Below are 19,662 nucleotides of genomic sequence, written 5' to 3'. Positions count from 1 at the left end.
CAACCAGCTCTAGCGCCAGAACGAGCCCGAACGCGGCCGGTCGCCCTCACCCGCCGGCCGCGCTCCTCGAACAGGAAAGGACATCGGATGGCGCTCGACGCCGCAACAATCACCGCGATCGCCGACGAACTCGCCGCCGCCGAACGCGATCGCACCACGGTGCCGCTGCTGACCGTCCGGCACCCGGGCATGACGGTCGCGGATTCGTATGCCGTGCAGAACGAGTGGCGCCGCCGCGGGATCGCCGCCGGGCGCCGTCCGATCGGCCGCAAGATCGGACTGACGAGCAAGGCCATGCAGGCCGCGACCGGAATCACCGAACCCGACTACGGCGCGATGTTCGCCGACGCGGTCTTCGACAACGGCTCGGTCATCGAACACGGGCAATTCCCCAACGTGCGCATCGAGGTCGAGCTGGCGTTCGTGCTCTCCGAGCCGCTGGAGGGTCCCGGCGTGACCGTCTTCGATGTGCTGCGTGCGACCGAATACGTCGTCCCCGCACTGGAAGTCCTCTCCTCGCGCATCGAACTGCAGGGCCGGACGATCGTCGACACCATCAGCGACAACGCGGGCTTCGGCGCGATGGTCTACGGCGGCAATCCGGTGCGGATCGGCGAGACCGACCTGCGCTGGGTCTCCGCTCTGCTCTACCGCAACGAGACGATCGAGGAATCGGGCGTCGCGGCAGCTGTGCTCAACCACCCCGCCACCGGAGTGGCGTGGCTCGCCGACAAGCTCGCCGAGCACGGTGACCGCCTCGAAGCAGGCGAAATCGTTTTGGCCGGGTCCTTCACCCGCCCGATGTGGGTCGAGCGCGGGGACACCGTGCTCGCCGACTACGGACCGTTGGGAACGATCTCATGTCGTTTCGTCTGAACCCGACGTTCGCCGACCGGCTGGCTCGCGCGGATCGAACGCTCTTCGGTGGATGGATCTGCTCGGGTTCGGCCGTCGCCGCCGAAATCATGGCCGGGGCGGGGCTCGACTGGTTGCTCATCGATATGGAGCACGCGCCCAACGGTTTGGAGTCGACGCTCGCGCAGCTCTACGCCGTCTCGGGCTATTCGTCGACGCCGGTCGTGCGCGTCCCGGCGGGCGATGCGGTGATCGTCAAGCAGGTGCTCGACCTCGGCGCGCAGAACATCCTCGTGCCGATGATCTCGACACCTGAGGAGGCGAAAGCAGTCGCCGCGATGACCCGGTACCCGCCTACGGGGGTACGCGGTGTGGGCAGCGCACTCGCGCGATCGGCGCGATGGAACCGCGTCGACGGATACTTGCGCGATGATGCCGCTCACGTTTCCGTGTTCGTGCAGATCGAGACCGTCGAGGGCGTGGCGAACGCCCGCGCGATCGCCGAAACCCTCGGCGTCGACGGTGTTTTCGTCGGCCCGAGCGACCTCGCCGCCTCGATGGGACTGATCGGGCAGCAGACGCATCCGGATGTCGTCGCCGCGGTGAAGCGTGCCTTCGCGGGCATCGCCGCGGCCGGAAAACCCATCGGGATCAACGCTTTCGATCCGGTCGCCGCACGCGACTACGCCGCAGCCGGAGCCCGGTTCATCCTCGTCGGAGCCGACGTGGCGCTGCTCGCACGCGCCTCGGAGAAGCTGGCCGAGACCTACATCGCGAGCCCGGATCAGGCTCCCCGTACCTCGTACTGAAGGACCCGCACGGTGCGCCATCCGCGCACGGCAGCGTCCGCGCGGCGGCGTACCGCGAGCCGTGTCCGAGACAACCGCCTCAGGAGTGACGTCATGACCGAACGTGAGACCACACTGCTTTCCGCCGCCCCCCACCAGTTGTTCATCGGGGGCGAGTGGATCGATGCCGCCAGCGGCGGCACCTTCCCGGTACGCGACCCCGCCACCGGCCGGATCGTGCGCGAAGTGGCCGACGCCACCGCCGACGACGCGATCCGCGCGCTGGACGCCGCCGTCGCCGCACAGGAGCCGTGGGCGACCACGGCGCCCCGCACGCGCAGCGACATCCTGCGCGCCGCTTGGGAACTCGTGCAACAGCACAGCGACGATCTCGCCCTGCTGATGACGGTGGAAATGGGCAAGCCCCTCGCCGAGGCGCGCGGCGAAGTCGCCTACGGCGGCGAGTTCCTGCGCTGGTTCAGCGAGGAAGCCGTGCGCATCCACGGCAGATACGGGCTCAATCCCGAAGGCACGGGGCAGATGATCGTGTCCCAAAGGCCGGTGGGACCGTCGTTCTTCATCACGCCGTGGAACTTCCCGTTCGCCATGGCGACTCGCAAGATCGCTCCAGCGCTCGCCGCCGGATGCACGGTGGTGATCAAGCCCCCGCAGCTGACGCCGCTGACCACGCTCTACTTCACACAGTTACTCGTGCAGGCGGGTCTGCCCACAGGTGTCGTCAACGTCGTCACCTCCGCGTCGTCGCGCCGGGTCTCGGCGCCGATCATCGCCGATCCCCGGCTGCGGAAGCTGTCGTTCACCGGCTCCACCGAGGTCGGCCGCCAACTGATCGCCCAAGCCGCCGACAACGTCCTGCGTGTATCGATGGAACTCGGCGGCAACGCGCCCTTCGTGGTGTTCGAGGACGCCGACCTGGACAAGGCCGTGAACGGAGCGCTCACGGCGAAGTTCCGCAACATCGGCCAGGCGTGCACGGCCGCGAACCGGTTCATCGTGCACGAGGACGTCGCCGACGAATTCGCGAAACAGATCACCGAGCGCGTCGAGGAGATGAAGATCGGCCGCGGCACCGAGGAAGGCGTGACGATCGGCCCCCTCATCGACGACGACGCGGTGAACAAGACCGCCGAACTCGTCGCCGACGCGACGGCGCGCGGCGCGGTGCTGCTGACCGGCGGCGCGAAGGTCGACGGCCCCGGCAGCTTCTATCAGCCGACGGTCCTCACCGGTGTCGCCGACGGCAGCGACATCCTCCAGGAGGAGATCTTCGGCCCGGTCCTCGCGATCGCCACGTTCGCCACCGAGGAGGAAGCGGTCCGCCTCGCCAACAACACCGAATACGGCCTCGTGTCCTACGTCTATACAGAGGATCTCGCACGCGGGCACCGCATGATCGACAAGCTGGAGACCGGCATGATGGGCCTGAACGCCGGCGTCGTCTCCAACGCCGCAGCCCCATTCGGTGGCGTAAAGCAGTCGGGCGTGGGCCGGGAAGGCGGCTTCGAAGGCATTCACGAATTCCTCTCTACGAAATACACCCTGATTCCGAACGAGTGATCACCTGCAGCCATCGGGATCGGATTGTTCGTTGAGCACACGACGGGTGGTGGTCAGGACACAGTTCGCCGCCACTCCCCTGACCGCAATTCTCATTGAAGGGCTCACGCGCGACGAACCGTTGCAGGTGCTTTCCTCACCCGTCCCCTCGGCGGTGTGGTCATGGGCCACTTCGGCGACCGGGTCGGCCGAAAGTCGATCCTGGTCACCTCGCTCGTCCTGATGGGCACCGCGACAGTCGGGATCGGTCTGCTGCCTCACTGGTCAGCCTGGCCTGGCTGGCAGTGGTGACCCGCGAGTCCGCAGGCGTGTCCCGGCGGCGGAAACCCCCACTACCAGTGACGCTGGCAACCCCAAACCCCCCCACTATTCAGAGAAGTCGAGGTCTGTTCCTGATGCGCGCTAAGAAGAAGCTCGTCATGGCGGCTGCGGCCGCCGTGACGGTCGTGGCACTCACCGGCAGTGGCGTCGGAGGCGCTGAGACGGCGGACGCCACTGTCCGCAAGATCAGCGGCTCGCTGTCCGATGGATCCACCTACCTATTCGAAGTGCCCGCCAACTGGAACGGTACCCTCCTGCTCTACTCCCACGGCTACAACCCCGGACCGTCCAACCCGGCCCGGGACGCCGGCTCGGCCGAGGTGGGCGAGGAACTGCTCGCGGACGGGTACGCCCTCGCCGGTGGGTCCTACCCCGGCGTCGGGTGGCAGACCCCCGACGCGCTGGGCGACCAGACCGCCACGCTCGACGAGTTCGCCGCACAGGTCGCGTCGCCTCGACGCGTCATCGCCTGGGGCGAATCCATGGGCGGGGAGATCACCTCCTTGCTGGCCGAGCGGTACCCGGACAAGATCCACGGTGCGATCGCGCTGTGCCCCGGTGTCGCCGGCACAGTGCCGTGGTTCAACACCTACCTCGACGGTGCGTTCACCCTGCGGACGCTGCTCGACCCCGACGGAACCGTCCCGCTCGTCAACATCACCGATGTGGCCTCGGCCCAGGGCTACTGGACGCAGCTCGTCGAGAACGCGCAGAAGACGGCGGAAGGCCGGGCAAGGCTCGCGCTCGCGGCGTCCTTCACCACCCTGCCGACGTGGTCGCAGCCCGGAACGTCCGAGCCCGCCGGCACCGACCACGCGACCCAGGAGCTCAACCAGTACTACAGCCTCAGCACCACGTTCACGTTGTTCCAGGCGGCGGTGCGCGCCGACATGGAATCCAAGGTGGGCGGGCCGTTCTCCGGGAACACCGGGGTGGACTACCGCGAGCTGTTCAGCGGTCTCGGCCACGACGCGAAGGCCGAGGTCGACGCGCTCTACAAGCAGGCCGGGCTGAGCATCAAGGACGACCTGGACGCGCTCCAAGCCGCCCCACGGATCGAATCCAGCGCCCCGCAGGCGATCGCCAAGATGAACGAATACGCTCCAACCGGCTCTCCGCAGATGCCGATCCTGACCGTGCACACCACCGGGGACGACGCCGTCTTCACCAGCCTGGAATCGCCCTACGCCGCAAAGGTGCGCGCCAACGGTGATGCCGCGCTGCTCAGGCAGACCTACGTGTCCGCCCCGGGGCACTGCAACTTCACCACCGATGAGGTGGTGGCATCGATCAAGACGATGGACCAGCGCCTGAGCACCGGCACCTGGCCGAGCACGAGTCCCCAGGCCATGAACAAACGCGCGGCCGACAACGGCACCGACTCCTCGCACTTCGTGGCGTTCCAACCGGACCCGCTGCCCCGGCCGGGGCTCTATCCGTCGTCCCCAACGCGGTAGGCGCCCGCTCTCTCCCAACCCTTCCAGGCCCCTGACCACATGAGAGCGCGTGGTGCCGGGGCGGTGCTTCCGGCCTCCCCGGCACCACGCGCAGGTCCTGCGCGGTCGATCGCCCGGCGCGACTTCATGGTGGGGTTGGTCCTCTTCGGGAGACTTCGCGATCAAGTTCGCGAAGTCGGTCAGCGCCGACGGCTCGCTGGCCGGCGCGGCGGCGGCCACGCCTGGCCGGGCGGCGACACCACCACCGTCCCCGTCGCCCTGACCGGCACAGTCACCCCCCTCAACGCCAACCACATCATCTGGGACTTCTTCCGCGCACACCCACTCCCACACCCCGAACCCTGACCCAGCCCGCCGGAACGCGGCGCCGAACCGACCATCGACTACCGACCCGAGAGGCCGCCCGCCTCCGTGCCGCACCCCTGCGGGCCCGGCAGTAAGAGTTCCTTACAGTTTCGGCGCCTAGAGGCAAATCCCGCTGTGCTGCAGCAGATTTGGGCATGAATCCGCAACAAGCCAGGGATGCACGAGCCAGGAATGCAAGTGCAGAACCCGCCCGCGCGAACTTGCCAAGCTCAGAGATGCATCCCACTGGAGTTCAAACGGGTTCGAAGGGTTCCTGATGGCCAGCTCGGACCCACCGGCTACCGGCCCGTGTGCGTGCGCGACACCCTGTTCTGAGTACAGAGCACGGACGTCGCGCGGCTCGTCAGTGACGTAGCCGGGCGGCTGCGGCCAGAATCGGGGTGCTCACGGCGGTGGCTGCGGCGCCGAGTGTGGTGTCGGTGGCCAGGATCCACCGGACGGTCTTCATGGCCAGGGTCAGGACTTCTCCGCCGCGCTGGCGCATGTCGGCTTCGAAATGTTCCACGCCGTCGGTGAGGGTTGCGGTGCCGGCGGCGGCGGCGCTCACGTGCTCGAGCAGGCTGGCGGCGTCGCGGATGGCCGCGCCTGCTCCCATTCCGGCGGTGGGTGGTGTGGCGTGGACAGCGTCGCCGAGCGCGGTGATTCGACCCGCGGGCCAGGGCGCGAGATCGTCCGCGCGGGTGGAGGCGGCGTTGAAGCGGAACCCGGCCACGCTGTGCGGGTCGGCCTGGGCGATGACCTCGAGCGTGTGCTCGGCCCAGCCCCGCTCGCGAAACCGGCCCAGCAGCGCGGCCTGCAGTGCACCGCCACGCAGGTCACGCAGGGAGTCGGTGCCGGCGGATTCGGGGAACATCGCGCCCCAAATGTAGGTGGGCCCGGTGGTGACCGACATCCGCAGCTCGCGAGCGTCGAGCGCGGCGTTGCCGACCGGGTCGAGGAAGCCGATATAGAGCGCTGCCCCGTGCGGGCCGATCGCCAGCCCCGATCGTGGCCTCAGTCGCTGCTGCTCGCGGAAGCTGAGGTCTCGCACGAGGGTGCGGCCGGAGAAACCGATGATGCCCGCCGGTCTGTTGGTCGGGCCTCCCGCCAGGTGGCGGGCTACCACCGAGTGGGTGCCGTCCGCGCCCACCACCAGATCCGCCGAGACCGGCGCTCGATCGGTGAACAGCACCTGGGGCGCGCCGTGGTCATCATGGCCGACGCCGGACGCGCTGCATCCCAGGTGCAGGGCATCACCCACCGCTTCGGCCAACAACATCCGCAGGGTGATCCGATCCACGTCGACACTGCCGCTGCCACTGAGGTCCGGCCCGTGGCCGAGCAGCCGGCCGCGGCGGTCCCAGAACGCGTCACGCTCGCGCAGCCGCAGCGCCGACCCCGATGCCAGCAACCGCTGCATGATCTGCGGTTCCACTAGATCTTTCAGCGCCGACTGCGCCCGCTCGTCCAGGGTGATGTGGTAGCCGCCGGTCGCTGCCACGTCGGTGTCGCGGTCGAATATCGCCACCTCGAATCCCCGGCGGCGCAGCCCTGCCCCCAGGGCGAGCCCGCCGATCCCGCCGCCGACCACAACCACCCGCATACCCGACCGTCCTCTCTGCCAATGCTCGTTGAACAGACCCACCCTGACATCGGTGGTGGACACCGAGTGGCCACTACCGGTCATGATGAGACGATGGCGAACACCTCACACCGGGCGTTGCGCCTGCTGTCGCTGCTCGGATCAGGACGGCGGTGGTCGCTGCCCGAGCTGGCCACCCGGCTGGAAGTCAGCGAACGCACCGTCCGCCGCGACATAGAAACACTGCGCCAGCTCGACTACCCGATCACCACCATCCACGGCCCCGACGGCGGCTATCGGCTCGGTGCCGGGCACACCCTGCCGCCGCTGCTGTTCGACCACGACCAGGCCCTCGCGGTCGCGGTGGCCCTGCAGACCGCGCCCAGCACGATGTTCGGCCTCGGGGACGACGCGGCGCGGGCACTGGCCACTCTGCACCAGGTCATGCCCCCTGCGCTGCAGGCATCCATGGAATCCCTGCGCCTGACGCGGCTGCAGAACTACTGGGAGTTCCCCGCACCTCCCATCGACCCGGCCGCTCTCACCGCCGTCGGAACCGCGGTGCGCCACCGCCGCATACTCGTCACCGAGACACTGCGTCCGGACGGCACACGCCCCGAACCAGGGGATGCCGATTTCCTGCCCGCACACCGCATCGAGCCGCATCACCTGGTCGTCTGGGCCGCCCGGTGGTACCTGGTCGCCTACGACCTCACCGACCACGAATGGCGAGTGCACCGCGTCGATCGACTGAACCCCCGCCCCACCACGCAGCACTTCTCCGCCCGCGCGCTTCCCGACGACGACCTCTCCCACTTCGTGATGAGCACCCACGACCGCGGCGACACCCCCGCCGCCTGGCAATGCACCGGCACAGCACGGCTCAACCTGCCCGCTCACATCGTGGCCCGCTGGGCGCCAGGCGGCTCCGTCGTGGAATACCTCGACACCGAACACTGCCGGCTCACTCTCGGCGCCTGGTCCTGGGCCGGTGTCGCCGGCATCCTCGCCACCTTCGACACCGAACTCACCGACCTTCACCCACCCCAGCTCGTCCACGCATGCCGCGAACTCACACGCCGATGGGCCACTATCGCCGACACCTCAGAGAAACTCGACCCTATTCTCATAAGTGACCGAGTTGATGTCCCCCCGGTTCTCCGGAGTTGATTGCTCGACTCTTGGTCACGAAGTCATCGAAGAAGACTTGTTCGTGCCACGGCGTTATCCCGAAGAGTTCCGTCGTAAGGTCCCGGATCTCCGGCTTCGACACCAACCGCCGGTTCCGACTACCGGTAGGTGGGCAGTTCGCGTAGGTGGGCACATCGTCAGCAAATACTTCGAACACGAGGTAACTGCCGAGTGGCATTCGGCTACGAAACCTCCGCGAAAACCCGTTGGCGGACCACAGCGACCACTGCTACCGCCGCCGGAGGCCGTACCCGGGCACCGCTGAGAGAAGTGAGGTGCCCCAGAAACCGACGTGCTCCTGCTGGTATGTGCGAATGTGACGTTTGCCGTCTTCCGGGAGTGCTACCCGGTAGCTGGCGGCGACATGAAAGGGGCCCAGCGATCCTCAATTCCTTGGGCAGATGATGAACGCGCTGCACTATCCCGCGGGCGCCATCCGGGGTAGCCGCAATCGCTGATTGCTGACGATCCGAACCGGCGATAACCCGGCTCGGGCAGCCACGACAGTTTGCGGAGCCTCCCACGAACGATGAGCGAGCCAGGCGGCCCTGAAGATGGAGCGCGGTGCCGCAGCGAAGGATCACCGCTCTGGGTCTACAACCCACTACTCATCGGCGGATAGATTGCGAAGGAGAACAGTCATGCCTGATCTGGTACGCCAGAGTTTCGAATCTCCGGAGGAGAGCAGGCCTTTCGAACAGGACAAAGGCAGAGTCGATCTCGTCAACCTGGACCATGGCCCGGTGGGCCGGGCGATCTTCGAACCCGGTTGGCGGTGGTCGGTTCACGTCAAGCCGATAGCCCAGACCGACAGTTGCCAGTCGGCCCACACCGGCTACTGCATCTCCGGCCGGATGGTGGTCGCCATGGACAACGGCGAGCAACAGGAATACGGGCCCGGCGACTTCATGATCATCCCACCCGGCCACGACGCGTGGACCGTGGGAGACGAACCCTGCGTCATGCTCGACTGGCAGGGCTTCGCCGACTACGCCAAGCGGTAGGCGGGCGATGGACCGTGACTATGCGCGAGCGTGCCAGACGGCTTAATCGAGTGGTACGAACTCGATCGCGCGAAAGGCACTTCCGGCGACCCGCCGTCGCGTATTCAACTGTCGACTATCTGTGGCGCTGCGGACGCTGCTTCGGCGCTTGAGCGTCGATGCGTCCGGTCGACGCTCAGGTTGCCGCGGTCTCGGTCCCTGTGCCCCGAAACCTACACTGAGCCCGTTGCCACGGCACTCACCACGACGGCGGCGGTGAGCGCCGCGTCGACCGCCTGCACCGCGTCCCTGGCCGCCTTCGAGGCCCAGTCCCCAGCGGCGATCTCCTTGACCCGCCGCGTCACCACTCGACGGTCGCGGTCGGGCAAGATCTTCGGCACCGTGTCGACCGCCGACAACACGGACTCCACCGTGATCCTCTGCGAGCGCGCCCAAGCGATGAAGCCCGCGATGGACCCCGCTCGGTCGGGCACTCGACCGACCCAGCTGTCGAGCCGGGCTGATCGAGGTCGGCCAGCGCCCGCGTCGGCGGCCAGATCAGTCAGCAGCTTGATGGCAACGCGGATCCGGAGTCGATCGCGGTGGGCATTCTTCGGGCTGTAGTGGCGGCGAGCCGCGCGGCGTCGCGCGGGACGCAGAACGCTCCAGTACGCATATGACCGAATGTATTTCGCATGTTCGCCCGGCAGCTGGGCATTGGTCATACCCAGCCATGCCTCGACGCGGACGAGCGGTTCATTGCGTGCAGGCAGGGGACCCCGCCTGCACTAATAGCGCCCGCACGAGTCGGCCGTGCCGCGGTGTGGCAATCCATCCGTAGAGTCCGGGGGTCAGCTCCGCGCGGTGGTGGCGAGCGCCTGCAGCACCGCGTGGGGCTGCCGTTGCAGCCAACCCGGCGTCGACTCCGCTGGCTCGATACAGGGCAGCTCACCGATCAGGCCGGACAGCGCGGGCGAGGCTCGGATGCCGCAACGCACCGACGAACTTTCGATACCCGACGATTCCCGCCAGCTGCGGCTTCATCCAGCGCGCCGCGGCCCCCGCCATGACGGTGCGGGGCGATCGAACGGGCTGTCGGCCTCGGCGGCACACCGCTGATGATTAGCCGCCGCATGCGCTGCCCGTTGGTGGTGCATCTGCACTTGCATCCGCACGCCTTAGGGCATGAAACCTGCTGGGGGAAGCATCTCGGCATCCGCACAGGGATAGGTTTCGTCAATCTTGTCGGTGAAAGAAACGAATTATGCGAAAGTTTCCGCAGAGTAGACCGCGAGTTGGGTATCGAAGCAAGTTCGGACCGCGGAACGGTAGCTGATTTGTTAGTACTGATCATGCGAAATATGTGCAGTTTCGACGCATACTGAACTCATCCGCAATCAGAGATTCAGGGGTGCGGAGACATCCAGCGAGAAATTCGACCGGATACGAAGTAACGCAAATCCAACAATTCTCCTTCAGCACATGGCACGGGGCGAATCGGCAGACAGACATTCGCGTACCGGCGCACCCGCAGCAGTGCGACTGAGGCCCCCAGCGCGACAGCGCTTCGCCGGTGCGATCCGGTCGGTTTCCGACAATAAGGAGGTCCCTGATGACTCGCTTGGATATCGGCCCCCGAGAGTTGTCCGAGCCCGGCGAGCAGGGCGGGCCGGGTTTCCTGCTCAGCCGGGCTGAGTGGATCAAGATCCAGGTCTTCGTCCAGGATGCGCTCGTTCTGCCGACGACCCAGACCGAGTTCCGGAACTCCTTGGGCCCGGGCGCGCCCAGTGACCTGTCCGACTTCACCAAGCTGATCAATGTCTATCGGCTGATCAATGATGACGGCAAGAATTGGCGTGACTCGATCTATCCCAAGACGATCAGCCTGGCCAGCAACATCCTCCAGTACAGCAGGGACAAGGTCCCGGTCTACTACCCGCCCATCAAGGACCTGGCGCAACGGCTGACGGACAATCCGAACGATCAGCAGGCGAAGAATGACTTGAAGTCGATTCTCAAGACGGTGAGAAGTGAGGCCGACAGACAGGTGCAGTGGGCGCGCTTGGTCTCGGCAACGACCTTCCAGTTCGCGTACGACATCGAGACCGACAAAACGACGTTGACGGGGACGGACGGCAACGGTGGCCTGGTCGCGTATTACAACAAGAAATACGGCGAAGCAAGCCAGGCCGTCGCCGACGTCACGAAGAAGATCGCCGATGAGAAGGCTGTGCTGAAGGCGGCGAACGACGAGTACAACCACGATGTGGTGGTGGCTTCGACAACGCCGGCCTACGGGTGGCTGGGCCTACCGGGGTTCATCGCCGGAGCAGTCGTGGCCGGTGAATACGGCGCTCGCGCTGTCGAGGCGCTGAAGCGAGTGAATGCCGCCAAGGCGCTAATCAACAAGCTGGAAGCCGAGTTGGCCGCCGACGCGAATCTGATGAACGCCGCTCGATCCGCGAAACAGAGCTCCTCGACGATCACGCAGGACATCACAACGGTGCTCCCCGTGCTCCAGAAGGTCGAGGGCGTCTGGGGTGCTTTGTTCGACGACCTCGGGTACATCCTGGACTTGATCGACAACAACATCGCGCAGGTCCCGCCGATCATCATGGACCTGGGTGTCGACGCGGCCATCGCCAAGTGGGCCGCGGTGGCCAAGGAGGCCGACAACTTCCTCAGGAACGCTCACGTCAGCGAGCAGTCCTACGGTTCGGAGCAGTGGACCGTGGAGAGATGGCGGCTGGCGACCCTCATTACGCCGAACCGCGTCCTTACAGGCGCCGTCCGGTGACTGTCATTGCATCCATCTGGAAGGAGATTCTCCGATGACCGAGTTGAATATCGGGCCCCGGGAACTGGCGGAACCGGGCGAGCAGGGCGGTCCGGCGTTTACCTTGAGCCGTGCCGAGTGGATCCGAATCCAGGCCTACGTCCAGGAAGCCCTCGTCCTCCCGACAACGGAGACCCAGTTCCGGAACAACTTGGGTTCGGGCGCGCCCAGCGACCTGTCGGACTTCACCAAGCTGATCGACGCCTACCAGGAGATCAACAAGCACGTCACGACCTGGCGCGAGACGATCTATCCCGCCACGATCAGCCTGGCCAGCGACATCAACGACTACGGTTCGAACAAAGCGCCCATCTATTACCCGCCCATCAAGGACCTGGCGCAAAAACTGACGGACAACCCGAACGACCAGCAGGCGAAAGACAAGCTCAAAGCGATTCTGGACGTGTTGAAGAAAGACGCCGACACGAGGGTGCAGAAAGCGACCGCAGTCACCGCACAAATCCATCAGTTCGCGAAGGACACCGAAACGGACAAGACGACGATGGTGGGGACTGGCGGTGACGGTGGCCTCGTCGCGTACTACAACGAGAAGTACGGCAAGGCCAGCAAGGATGTCGCTGATGTCACGAAGCAGATCGCCGATGCGAAGGCCGTGCTGAAGGCGGCGAACGACGAGTACAACCACGATGTCGTGGTGGCCGCGACAACGCCGACGTACGCGTGGCTGGGACTGCCCGGCTTCATCGCCGCATCAGTCGTGGCCGGCGTCTACGGCAGTCGCGCCGTCGAGGCCCTGCACAGGATCAACGCCGCCAAGGAACTGATCAATTCGCTGGAAGCCAAGTACGCCGCCTACGCGAACTTGATGCACGCCGTCGAATCCGCTAAGGACAGCTCCACCACGATCGGGCAGGACCTCACCGCGGTGCTCCCGGTAATCCAGAAGATCGAAGGGGTGTGGGGGGCCATCTCCGACGACCTCGAGACGATCCGGACGATGATCGACACGAACATCGAGCAGGTCCCGCCGATCATCATGGATATGGGCGTCGACGCGGCCATCCGTAAGTGGGCCGCCGTGGCCAACGAGGCCGACAGCTATCGCATCAATGCCTACGTCACCGAGCAGCAGCGCAACAGTTTGGACCAGTGGACGGTGGAGGCATGGCGGCTGGAGACCCTCGTCACGCCGAACCGTGTCCTGGCAGGCGTGTAGGACCGCGCCATGAATGTCGTTGCGGCGCAGTCCTACGATTGGCGCACCCTCTACGGTGACATCGAACAACAGGGCAACGTGCCCTGCGCCTCGGCCACCGTGATCGACGCCACCCACGCGGTGTTCCGGGCCATGTACCTCGACCTGGGCGAGGTACAGACCGCGTTGCACAACTCGGGTTTCGATCCTGTGCTGGTGACGCTGGTAGCCGACGTCGTGAACGTACCCGCCGGAATCTCGTGGCAGCTCCAGGAAACTGTTCTGTGGATCCAGACGCGACGGATGCAGAGCGACGAGCCGTTCACCGTGACCCTCGACTACCGAAACGACCACGGTGCCCGGTTCGTGCTTTTCTGCGACGAGCTGGCAGGCAGCGTCCAGGGTCAGGCCGTGCTCGGCTCTCAGCAGACGATCGCTCTACCCGTCATCGACGCCCCACCGCCGTCCGGCGGTGTGCTGATCAAGTATGTCGAGGGCAGTGGTCCGGTCCAAAGCCCTCTGGACCGGGCCCACGGGGTCGCGGCCCTGTCTGCCCCGGACTACTTCCAACAGGCGCTGCGCACGGAGTTCCTGTTCGCCTCACTGCTCTACGACACTCATCCGGAACTGGCGCTGCGCCAGCTGACCTGGCTGAAGAACTGGTCGGGCTACAACGCCGAGTTCTTGGGCGTGCTGCTGCGCAGCTCCTCGCTGCTGACGCTGCTCACTGCGCAGATGAACGCCGAATCCGATGGCACGGTGTTCGTCCCGTATCTGAGTCGGCAGGTCTACACCGAGCTCGCGAAGGCCTTCGTCGCCGAAGCCAAGCAGTACGAGGGCGACTATCAGGCCCTCAGCACCCAGAAGGTCGTCACCGACAACTTCATCCAGCTCGCCAAGAACCTGCTGGCGAACAAGACCTACGAGACGCAGTACACCACCCAACTACTGGACCAGGCGAAAAACAACTTCGACAACGCCAGCGCCGCGGTCACCGCCGCACAGCAACGGCTGACGGCAGCCCAGGACACTGCCGAGGAGACCCAGATCGACTTCGAGGAGATCGGCGTGCCCGAATGGAAGCGCCAACAGATCCTCAAGGCGATCATCGACCTCAGCACCGCGGTCATCACCTTCGGCGTCGGGATCGGCGCCATGTTCGTCGGTGACCCCGCCGTAGGCGCCGCCGCCGCGGGCAGCGCGATCAAGGGAGCGGAGGCGGTCGAAGCCGCCGCCGAAGCCGGCAGCGAAGTCGCGACACTGGCCAAGAGGCTCAAAGACTGCATGGACGAGCTCAAAAAGATCGCGGAGGCACTGAAAAAGGTCTACGACCTGTCGAAGGAGATCGTCGACGCCGTCGAGAACTTTCACGACGCTGAGGAATACGCCGCCAAGCTCAGGGACATGAACCTCGACACCGGTGGAGCGGATCTCACCGCGACCTACCAGTGGCGGATCTACCAGCAGAACACCGACGCCATGCTCGCCGACCCGGTCGAGAAAGGCATCCGCTACGCGCGCGAGCTCGAACTCGCCGTCGACGCCGTCGCCATCCACGGGCAGGAATTGGCCGCCGCTCAAGTGGCGGCGGTGGCGGCCGGTCAGCAGTACGCCGCGGTCAGCCTGCAGAAACAGCTGGCCGAGCAGGAACAGCAGCAGCTGCAGCAGTACGTGGATTCCCTGGTCCGGGGCGAGGCCCCCCTGGCAGCGCTGATGCAGCAGCTGTACCTGCGCTACCTCGACACCAAGAGCTCGCTGTTCACCGCCCTGCAGGGCTACCGCGCGTCGTACTTCTACTGGGCACTGGCACCCTCGGTAGTGCGCCCACGCATCCTCGACAACGTCGGCGAACTCGATACCGGGCTGACGAACCTGACCAGCATCACCATGGACTCCGCGACGGCCCTGGAACACTTCTCACCGCCGCCGCAGATCCTGGCCGACAAGAGATACACCATCGACAGCACAAACGCCCCCGACGTCCTCGCCCAATTCAAGAAATCAGGGACCGCCCGCTTCGTGGTACCACTGGACACCGACGAGTTCGCCGGTTTCGGCCGTGTCCGGCTCACCCGCGTGCGCGTATGGGTGGAAAACGGGACACCGCGCAACGGCGCCTCGGTCAACCTGCAGATCAGCACCCAGGGCAACTACCTCGACCGCTACCGGCGAAATACCTACCAGTTCACCTCCAAACCGCTGGACCTCGACTTCGAATACCGGCTGTCTCCCAAGAAAAACGGACCGCCCGACTGGACCTTCGACGACGGCACCTACGGCTACGTCGAAGTCGACGGCGCTCTCGACCACGAAGTGAGCTACGCCTACTTCGAACCGACCCCATTCGCCGGATGGAACATCATGATCGACCCGTCAACAATCGACCTGACAAACGCCACCTCGATCACCATGCAGTTCTCCGGCTCGATAATCCACGACGCCTGACGAACCACGACAACCATGCGTTACGGGGCTGTCGACCTTGGCTCTGGCTCACTTTCGGTGGTGCCCAGGCTATGCGAGCAGGATGCGGTGTCGAAGTGTATTACCGGGCCTGCCTTGTCGACCCCTTCCGCAACCACTTGCGGCCGTGTCGCACCGAACAGCCCGGTGCCGCGGTTGCCGTCTTCGCGGCTGACCCGCATGAGGTCGTCGTCGAACCGAATGGGCCGGCTCACGGCCGTAGGTCGATGTTCTCGCGTTCCACCTCAGCGCGGATCTCGGCCATGTAGTCGATGGGGTCCTCGCGGATCCGCGTGATCACCCGCTGCAGGGGCGCGGCCGCCGGTTCGTGATCCATGCTCCACAACGCCATTTCGAACAGGACCGGCAGTGTGTCGACCGCTTTGCCGGTCGGAACGTAGTGGACCTGGTTGCGGTCTCCGGTACCGACGCGGCGCACCATGCCGGCGGCCTCGAGTCGTTTGAGCCGATCGGCCAGCACGCTGGTGGAGATGGCTTCGGCGGAGTCGAGGAACTGTGTGGTGCGGCGTTTGCCGACCAGCAGCATGTCCCGCAGCACCAGCAAGGTCCACGGGTCACCGAAGACCTCGAGGAACATGTTCATCGGGCAGGTCGATTTGCCGGCCGAGCGCTTCATTCGCCCAGCGTAGCCGAAACGTTTGCATTATCGAAATATTGAGGTAGATTCGGGCCGTCCCGAACGAGCACACCCTCGATGCACCCGGCGGCACCGAGCAGGCACAAACGAGGAAACCCGATGGAACAGAACGTGATCGACACGGTGGCGGCGATGACCGCGGCCCTGGAGAGCGGCGACATCGACGCCGTGTTGTCCTACTACGTCCACGATGCGGTCGTGGCGTTCGAACCGGGCGCCCCGGTACGGGGTGAACGGCAGTTGCGCGAAGGTTTCGCCGCGTTCGCCGCGCTGACACCCGAATTCCGCTACGGCAACGGGCACGAGGTGATGATCGCCGGTGACACCGCCGTGCACATCGCGCCGTGGACCATGGCCGGCACCGCCCCGGACGGCACACCGGTCGCCCAGAGCGGACTGTCGGTGGCCACCCTGCGCCGACAGCCCGACAGCAGCTGGAAGATCGCGCTGGACAACCCATTCGGAGCCCGACTCATCCCCTGAGCGCCGAGGCAACCGGCAGACGCCGCGTCGAGACGACAGGCTCCGGTGGATGCGGGGCGCCGGGTGAGCCCGCGACAACCAGCCGACGGCTTCCGTACGCCCCCAAGGCACTGACATACCAGCACGATCCGCACTAGCGCGGACCCGCCGCGAGGCAGCGCTGCCGGCTGGCAGTTCGGGCGACAACGACCCCTTCCCTGCACCTGCTGGACCGTGGGAAGAGCCCGTCGCGGTGAGGGGTCATCCTCTCAGGTCGCGGCGGGTGTAGCCGTACAGTCCGATCGCCGTCGCGGCGGCGGCGATGGTGGTGAGCGTGGCGCTTGCGGCCCAGTCGGGTGCGGCGTCGGGTACGGCGGCGAGGTGGGCGAACGGGGAGATCTCGCGGACCCAGGCCGGTGCGCCGCCGCTTTGGGCTAGGACGTCGAGGAGGAACCCTCCGGCAACGGGCACCGCCCCGATCACACCGACGGCGTCGGGGTACCAACCCAGTGCCAGGACCGCGGCGCCGAGTGCGAGCAGGGCCACGGGGGCAACGTTGGCGGCACCGGCGAGGGCCTCACCCAGGCCCAGCGGTGCACCGGTGAGCACCGCACCGGCCCACATCGCGACCGCGGCGGTGAGCAGCAGAACTGCCAGACCGGCGGCGGTCACGGCGATTTCGGTTCCCGCCGAGCGGTACCGCGTCAGCGGCAGAGCGTGCAGGGCGGTCCAGCGGCGCGCTTTCTCATCGGCGGCCATGACTGCGATCCGGATGGCGGCGTAGAGCCCGGCCGGTATGGCGAGCAGAGCCAGCAGCGCCGCGGCGAACCCGGAAGCCGATCCGAGTCCAGCGAAACCTGCCGTCGCCGCGAGCTCGGCGAAACGTGGATTCTTCTCAAAGAATTCGAGGATCGAGGAGATCAAGGCGCCGATCAGCAGGAAGTAGGCGGCGATCCCTACCGCCCACCCCATGGTGGGTGCGAGAGCGCGCCGCACAGCGAAACCGGCCACCGATCCGAGCAGTCGGGTCCGGGGTGCCCGGGTGTCGGCCAGGGTGATCACGGCGCCGCCGAGGTCGCGTCCGGCGGCGGCGACGAGCGCGCACACGGCTGGCACGATGGCGAACACCAGCAGGACGAGCAACGGTTCGACCCTGTTGTCCGCATACGGTGCGCTACGGGCGGCGAGGCCGAAGGGGGTCAGCCACGCGGTCCAGGCGAGCGCGGCGACACCGTCGGCGAGCATCCGCAGCAGCAGCCACACTCCGAGCACGGCCGAGGCGAGCCCGGTGGCCGCTGCGCGCGACGGCAACAATTGGGCGGCAAGCAATCCCACGCCCGCGAAGGCCGCCGTGGTGCCGAACACCGAGGCCGCGTGCAGGGCCGCTCCGGCGGGGTCGGTGCCGGTCACGACCAGCCCGGTTCCGATCCCGAGTGCGATGACGGTGGCGGCCAGCCACAGCGTGGCCGAACACCGCGCGAGCAGGTCCATCCGGCGCAGCCTGCCGCCGAGCAGCAAATCCCAGTGCCCGGCGTCCTCCTCTCCGCGGGTGAGTCGGGTGGCGGTCAGCAGCGCCCACACACCGCACAGCACCAGGACGGGGGTGCCGGTGCGCCAGACGGTGAACCCTCCGGGATCGTCGAGGGCGAGCGGAGCGCCGAACAGAATGCGCACGGCGGGGTTCTCGGCCAACGCGCGCAGGGCATCGGAGTCCATGCTGTCGGCGAAGGTGGTGCGGTACTGGGCCGCGACGAGAGCCGACAGACCGGTGGCGGTGAGCGCGACGATCGCTGCCCCGCGCCGCGTCTGGCGCCGGATCAGCCGGCCCGCCGCCCGCCCCGGCGCGGCGACGTTCACCGGCTGCGAGCCGGCCGCGGTAGTAGCGGTCATCGCCGTGCCTGCCCGTAGTAGTCGAGGAAGATCTCCTCGAGGGTGGGCTCGCGCGAGGACAGCACTGTCACCTGCGCCGCGGCCAGCGCGCGCAGCGCCGGTGCCGCGGGTCCGGACAACGTGAACCGCATCCTGCCCCCGTCGAGCGCTTCGACGGCCTCGACACCGTCCACATCGCTCACTGCCGGCGCCTGGCCCTGGTAGGCGATTTCCACAATGGTGCGGCGCAGCCGGCGCAGCTCGGCCAGGGTCGCGATCTCCACTAGCCGGCCGGAGCGCAGAATCGCGACCCGATCGCACAACGCCTCGACCTCGCCGAGCATGTGCGAACTCAAGAACACCGTCTGCCCGCGCTCGCGGGCTTCGGCGACGCACTGGCGGAACTCGCGTTCCATCAGTGGGTCCAGCCCGCTGGTCGGCTCGTCGAGGACCAGCAGCCGCGCCCGAGAAGCGAACGCCGCGACCAAAGCGACTTTCTGCCTGTTGCCGGTCGAGTAGGTCTTGGCGGGTTTGTCCACATCGAGGGCGAAGCGGTCGATCAGCTCGGCGCGATAGTCCAAGTCGGTGCCCGGGCCTACCCGGGCGAGCAGCTCCAGTGTCTCCGCGCCGGTCAACGACGGCCACAGGGCGACGTCGGCGGGCACGTAGGCGAGGTGGTGGTGGGCACGTCGCACATCGCCGGCGTCGACGCCGAACACCCGCACCGTACCGGCGGTGGGCCGGATCAGGCCGAGAAGCAGCCGGATGGTGGTCGACTTCCCCGCCCCGTTGGGCCCGAGGAACCCGAACACTTCACCGGGAGCGACGGTCAGGGTGAGGTCGTCGACCGCGACGGTGCGGCCGAAACGTTTGGACAGATGCTCGATCGAGACGGCCGCGCGGGTATCGATGGCGCGCGCGGACAGCGCCGCTGCAGTGGACATGGAAGCCCTTCCATGGTCGGCGAATACGAACATGCCGACCAGACTTCCCGGCGCACCTGAGAAGAAAGATACGCCACTGCGGCCCTCGCCGGGGGCTTTCGGCGGTGGCCGCGAAGTGCAGAGCGACCGCCGGTGACCGCACCATCGGGTGTGGCATCGGAGACCCCCGTTACA

The 19,662-nt window shown here is 66.7% G+C and carries 16 protein-coding genes and 1 pseudogene; 11 read left to right on the top strand and 6 right to left on the bottom strand.

The features are described from left to right. Positions 1 to 87: 87 nt before the first annotated feature. From ON19_RS32890 to ON19_RS32875, 5 genes and pseudogenes are all read left to right on the top strand, one after another. Positions 88 to 876, top strand: coding sequence for a fumarylacetoacetate hydrolase family protein (locus tag ON19_RS32890; RefSeq protein WP_043701769.1), 789 nt, complete (start codon positions 88 to 90; stop codon positions 874 to 876). Next, positions 861 to 1,664: an HpcH/HpaI aldolase family protein gene (locus ON19_RS32885; RefSeq protein WP_043701767.1), complete on the top strand. Its 804-nt coding sequence runs from the start codon at positions 861 to 863 to the stop codon at positions 1,662 to 1,664. Before ON19_RS32890 ends, ON19_RS32885 begins: the two co-directional genes overlap by 16 nt. Positions 1,665 to 1,757: 93 nt before the next feature. After that, positions 1,758 to 3,221 carry an NAD-dependent succinate-semialdehyde dehydrogenase gene (locus tag ON19_RS32880; protein ID WP_043701764.1) on the top strand — a complete coding sequence of 488 codons (1,464 nt, stop codon included), beginning with the start codon at positions 1,758 to 1,760 and terminating at the stop codon, positions 3,219 to 3,221. Positions 3,222 to 3,338: 117 nt separating this feature from the next. Next, positions 3,339 to 3,491: pseudogene (locus ON19_RS44190) on the top strand (MFS transporter); the annotation flags it as partial. Between the two features lie 125 nt (positions 3,492 to 3,616). Continuing rightward, positions 3,617 to 4,999 (top strand): alpha/beta hydrolase, encoded by a 1,383-nt coding sequence (locus ON19_RS32875; RefSeq protein ID WP_043701762.1) that lies wholly within the window; start codon positions 3,617 to 3,619, stop codon positions 4,997 to 4,999. A gap of 709 nt (positions 5,000 to 5,708) precedes the next feature. On the opposite strand, the gene ON19_RS32865 is transcribed toward ON19_RS32875, so the two are convergent. Beyond that, the gene (locus ON19_RS32865) at positions 5,709 to 7,031 is read right to left on the bottom strand and encodes an FAD-dependent oxidoreductase (protein WP_227954859.1); all 1,323 of its coding nucleotides are present in this window, start codon (positions 7,029 to 7,031) and stop codon (positions 5,709 to 5,711) included. A 9-nt stretch (positions 7,032 to 7,040) separates the two neighbouring features. Between ON19_RS32865 and ON19_RS32860 the strand changes: the two genes are divergently transcribed. Together ON19_RS32860 and ON19_RS32855 are read left to right on the top strand one after the other, a co-directional pair. After that, a complete protein-coding gene (locus ON19_RS32860; protein WP_063709520.1) occupies positions 7,041 to 8,096 on the top strand; it encodes a helix-turn-helix transcriptional regulator in 1,056 nt (351 codons plus the stop codon). A 662-nt stretch (positions 8,097 to 8,758) separates the two neighbouring features. Continuing rightward, the gene (locus ON19_RS32855) at positions 8,759 to 9,121 is read left to right on the top strand and encodes a cupin domain-containing protein (protein ID WP_043701757.1); all 363 of its coding nucleotides are present in this window, start codon (positions 8,759 to 8,761) and stop codon (positions 9,119 to 9,121) included. 212 nt (positions 9,122 to 9,333) lie between these two features. On the opposite strand, the gene ON19_RS44885 is transcribed toward ON19_RS32855, so the two are convergent. Next, positions 9,334 to 9,825, bottom strand: coding sequence for a GPP34 family phosphoprotein (locus tag ON19_RS44885; RefSeq protein ID WP_043701756.1), 492 nt, complete (start codon positions 9,823 to 9,825; stop codon positions 9,334 to 9,336). Positions 9,826 to 9,951: 126 nt separating this feature from the next. Beyond that, the gene (locus ON19_RS42470; protein WP_157229955.1) at positions 9,952 to 10,098 is read right to left on the bottom strand and encodes a hypothetical protein; all 147 of its coding nucleotides are present in this window, start codon (positions 10,096 to 10,098) and stop codon (positions 9,952 to 9,954) included. Between the two features lie 623 nt (positions 10,099 to 10,721). Between ON19_RS42470 and ON19_RS32845 the strand changes: the two genes are divergently transcribed. From ON19_RS32845 to ON19_RS32835, 3 genes are read left to right on the top strand one after another with little or no spacing between them, the layout of a single operon-like run. Next, the gene (locus ON19_RS32845; RefSeq protein ID WP_157229954.1) at positions 10,722 to 11,897 is read left to right on the top strand and encodes an alpha-xenorhabdolysin family binary toxin subunit A; all 1,176 of its coding nucleotides are present in this window, start codon (positions 10,722 to 10,724) and stop codon (positions 11,895 to 11,897) included. Between the two features lie 34 nt (positions 11,898 to 11,931). Continuing rightward, positions 11,932 to 13,113: an alpha-xenorhabdolysin family binary toxin subunit A gene (locus ON19_RS32840; protein ID WP_043701752.1), complete on the top strand. Its 1,182-nt coding sequence runs from the start codon at positions 11,932 to 11,934 to the stop codon at positions 13,111 to 13,113. A gap of 9 nt (positions 13,114 to 13,122) precedes the next feature. After that, the gene (locus tag ON19_RS32835) at positions 13,123 to 15,537 is read left to right on the top strand and encodes a hypothetical protein (RefSeq protein WP_043701750.1); all 2,415 of its coding nucleotides are present in this window, start codon (positions 13,123 to 13,125) and stop codon (positions 15,535 to 15,537) included. Between the two features lie 229 nt (positions 15,538 to 15,766). Here ON19_RS32835 and ON19_RS32830 read toward each other — a convergent pair whose 3' ends face one another. After that, entirely contained in the window at positions 15,767 to 16,192 is a 426-nt protein-coding gene (locus tag ON19_RS32830; RefSeq protein WP_043701748.1) for a winged helix-turn-helix transcriptional regulator, read from the bottom strand. A 120-nt stretch (positions 16,193 to 16,312) separates the two neighbouring features. Between ON19_RS32830 and ON19_RS32825 the strand changes: the two genes are divergently transcribed. Beyond that, positions 16,313 to 16,696, top strand: coding sequence for a YybH family protein (locus tag ON19_RS32825; RefSeq protein ID WP_043701745.1), 384 nt, complete (start codon positions 16,313 to 16,315; stop codon positions 16,694 to 16,696). A gap of 240 nt (positions 16,697 to 16,936) precedes the next feature. Here ON19_RS32825 and ON19_RS32820 read toward each other — a convergent pair whose 3' ends face one another. Together ON19_RS32820 and ON19_RS32815 are read right to left on the bottom strand one after the other, a co-directional pair. Continuing rightward, positions 16,937 to 18,565, bottom strand: a complete 1,629-nt coding sequence (locus ON19_RS32820; RefSeq protein ID WP_051169544.1) for an ABC transporter permease — start codon at positions 18,563 to 18,565, stop codon at positions 16,937 to 16,939. Continuing rightward, positions 18,562 to 19,488, bottom strand: a complete 927-nt coding sequence (locus ON19_RS32815) for an ABC transporter ATP-binding protein (RefSeq protein WP_043701742.1) — start codon at positions 19,486 to 19,488, stop codon at positions 18,562 to 18,564. The genes ON19_RS32820 and ON19_RS32815 overlap by 4 nt, the downstream gene beginning before the upstream one ends. Positions 19,489 to 19,662 lie beyond the last annotated feature (174 nt).

Source organism: Nocardia abscessus NBRC 100374 (assembly GCF_000308455.1).
GTDB lineage: Bacteria > Actinomycetota > Actinomycetes > Mycobacteriales > Mycobacteriaceae > Nocardia > Nocardia abscessus.
This window is presented reverse-complemented; position numbering and strand designations above follow the sequence as displayed.

Coding starts and splice junctions, on each gene's coding strand:
- ON19_RS32890 (WP_043701769.1), top strand. CDS start 88: ATGGCGCTCGACGCCGCAACAATCACCGCGATCGCCGACGAACTCGCC.
- ON19_RS32885 (WP_043701767.1), top strand. CDS start 861: ATGTCGTTTCGTCTGAACCCGACGTTCGCCGACCGGCTGGCTCGCGCG.
- ON19_RS32880 (WP_043701764.1), top strand. CDS start 1,758: ATGACCGAACGTGAGACCACACTGCTTTCCGCCGCCCCCCACCAGTTG.
- ON19_RS32875 (WP_043701762.1), top strand. CDS start 3,617: ATGCGCGCTAAGAAGAAGCTCGTCATGGCGGCTGCGGCCGCCGTGACG.
- ON19_RS32865 (WP_227954859.1), bottom strand. CDS start 7,031: ATGACCGGTAGTGGCCACTCGGTGTCCACCACCGATGTCAGGGTGGGT.
- ON19_RS32860 (WP_063709520.1), top strand. CDS start 7,041: ATGGCGAACACCTCACACCGGGCGTTGCGCCTGCTGTCGCTGCTCGGA.
- ON19_RS32855 (WP_043701757.1), top strand. CDS start 8,759: ATGCCTGATCTGGTACGCCAGAGTTTCGAATCTCCGGAGGAGAGCAGG.
- ON19_RS44885 (WP_043701756.1), bottom strand. CDS start 9,825: ATGACCAATGCCCAGCTGCCGGGCGAACATGCGAAATACATTCGGTCA.
- ON19_RS32840 (WP_043701752.1), top strand. CDS start 11,932: ATGACCGAGTTGAATATCGGGCCCCGGGAACTGGCGGAACCGGGCGAG.
- ON19_RS32835 (WP_043701750.1), top strand. CDS start 13,123: ATGAATGTCGTTGCGGCGCAGTCCTACGATTGGCGCACCCTCTACGGT.
- ON19_RS32830 (WP_043701748.1), bottom strand. CDS start 16,192: ATGAAGCGCTCGGCCGGCAAATCGACCTGCCCGATGAACATGTTCCTC.
- ON19_RS32825 (WP_043701745.1), top strand. CDS start 16,313: ATGGAACAGAACGTGATCGACACGGTGGCGGCGATGACCGCGGCCCTG.
- ON19_RS32820 (WP_051169544.1), bottom strand. CDS start 18,565: ATGACCGCTACTACCGCGGCCGGCTCGCAGCCGGTGAACGTCGCCGCG.
- ON19_RS32815 (WP_043701742.1), bottom strand. CDS start 19,488: ATGTCCACTGCAGCGGCGCTGTCCGCGCGCGCCATCGATACCCGCGCG.